General features: G+C 76.0%; 2 protein-coding genes. One reads left to right on the plus strand and one right to left on the minus strand.

Annotated elements, in window-relative coordinates; all coding sequences use genetic code 11:
* Positions 1-134 precede the first annotated feature (134 nt).
* The gene (locus GTR00_RS19440; protein WP_166613203.1) at positions 135-1055 is read right to left on the minus strand and encodes a ribonuclease Z; all 921 of its coding nucleotides are present in this window, start codon (positions 1053-1055) and stop codon (positions 135-137) included.
* Positions 1056-1145: 90 nt separating this feature from the next.
* Between GTR00_RS19440 and GTR00_RS19445 the strand changes: the two genes are divergently transcribed.
* Positions 1146-2111, plus strand: coding sequence for an SPFH domain-containing protein (locus tag GTR00_RS19445; RefSeq protein ID WP_205706226.1), 966 nt, complete (start codon positions 1146-1148; stop codon positions 2109-2111).
* Positions 2112-2172 lie beyond the last annotated feature (61 nt).

The following is a 2172-nucleotide window of genomic DNA, read 5'->3' on the forward strand; positions in this document are numbered from 1 at the left end:
GGCCCGCCGCCTGGCCAAGGAGTTCCTCGGCTACGTCTTCGACCCCGCCAGCGCCTCGGCCGCCAAGGTCGACGCGATCTGCGGCTACGAGACCGACGCCGACAAGGACGCCAGCGCCCTGAGCTGAGCCCTCCTCACGCCCGGCGCGGGACCTCGACGACGTCGAGGTCCCGCGCCACGTGCACCTCGGTCCCGGCGCCGAGGCCCGCGACCGCCGCGCGGGCCTCGGCGCCGAGCTCGTCCAGGTCGCCGTAGCGCTGGGAGAAGTGCGTGAGCACCAGCCGGCGCACCCCGGCGCGGGCGGCGGCCTCGCCGGCCTGCCGGGCCGTCAGGTGCGCGTACGCGCGCGCCAGGTGCGCGTCGCGGTGCAGGTAGGTGGACTCCACCACCGCCAGGTCCGCCCCGCGCAGCAGCTGCTCCACCGCCGGGCAGGCCCGGGTGTCCATCACCAGCGCGAAGACCTGCCCCCGGCGCGGCTCGGTGACGTCGGCCAGGCGGGTGCCGCGCAGCTCGCCCTCGCGCTGCAGCACGCGCACCTCCGGCCCGGCGATGCCCGCCGCGGCCAGGGCCCCGGCCCGGAAGCGCACCCCGTCCGGCTCCACCAGGCGGTAGCCGACCGCGGGCACCCGGTGCTCCAGGGCCCGCGCCACCAGCGCGCACCCGGCGACCTCGGCCACCGGCACCTCCTGCTCGCGCACCGGCACCCCCTCCACGCGCACGTCGACGTCGCAGTCGGCCACCGCGGCCAGCGCCCGCAGGTGGGGCACCGCCTCCTCGGGCCCGTGCACGGTCACCGGCCGGCCCGGGGTGTCCAGCGCCATCCGGTTCAGCACGCCGGGCACGCCCAGGCAGTGGTCGTTGTGCCGGTGGGTCACGCAGATGCGCTCCACCCGCGGGGAGGCCACCCCGCCGAGCACCATCTGGCGCTGGGTGCCCTCCCCGGCCTCGAAGAGCACCGAGGTGGAGTCCCACCGCAGCAGGTAGCCGTTGTGGTTGCGGGTGCGGGTGGGCGCCTGGCTGGCGGTGCCCAGGACGACGAGTTCGCGCGCTGCCACGGGCCCAGCCTGCCCCGCGGGCCCGCACCCCTCGACGTCGGGGTCATCAAAGTGATATCACTTTGATGACCCCAGCGAGAGGAGACCACCGTGACCCCCACCGTCGTGGAGCGGCCCGCGGACGACCAGAGCCCGTCCGACGCCCCGCCCGCCAGCACGCCCGTCGGCCACGAGGGCGCGCGCGTCGACGTCACCGAGGCGCGCGCCCCGCACCTGCACGGCGGGCGCGCGCTGCTGGCCGTGCTGGTGCCCGCCGCGCTCACCGCCGCCCTCGCCGCCCTCGCCCTCGCGCTGAGCGCCCCCGCCCTGTGGGCGCCGGCCGCCCTCGCCGCCCTGGCCACCCTCGTGCTGCTCGCCTCGCTGCGCACCGTGCAGCCCGGGCAGACCCGCGTGGTGCAGTTCTTCGGCCGCTACACCGGCACCGTGCGCGAACCCGGCCTGGTCATGGTCGTGCCGTTGTCCACCACCGTGAACGTCTCCGTGCGCGTGCGGAACTTCGAGACCGGCCGGCTGAAGGTCAACGACGCCACCGGCTCGCCCGTCGAGGTCGCCGCCATCGTGGTGTGGCAGGTCGCCGACACCGCGCAGTCCACCTTCGCCGTGGAGGACTACGCCGAGTTCGTCGAGATGCAGAGCGAGTCCGCGCTGCGCCACGTCGTCACCACCCACCCCTACGACGACCCCTCCGGCGGCGGCACCTCGCTGCGCGGGTCCACCGACGTCGTCGCCGACGAGCTCGCCCACGAGGTCGCCGCCCGCGTCGTCGTCGCCGGCGTGGAGGTCGTGGAGGTCCGCATCACCCACCTCGCCTACGCCGCCGAGATCGCCCAGGCGATGCTGCAGCGCCAGCAGGCCTCCGCGATCGTCGCCGCCCGCGAGCAGATCGTCGCCGGGGCCGTGGGCATGGTGGAGCTGGCGCTGGCGCGCCTGCACGAGCTGGACGTCGTGGAGCTGGACGAGGAGCGCAAGGCCGCCATGGTCAGCAACCTGCTGGTCGTGCTGTGCGGCGACGGGCGGGCCACCCCCGTCGTCAACACCGGGACCCTCTACGGGTGATGCGCCGGTGAACCCGCCGCAGGGTCCCGGCCAGGGTGCGGAACCGGACGCCGAGCAGGAC

Source organism: Kineococcus indalonis (assembly GCF_009906395.1).
GTDB lineage: Bacteria > Actinomycetota > Actinomycetes > Actinomycetales > Kineococcaceae > Kineococcus > Kineococcus indalonis.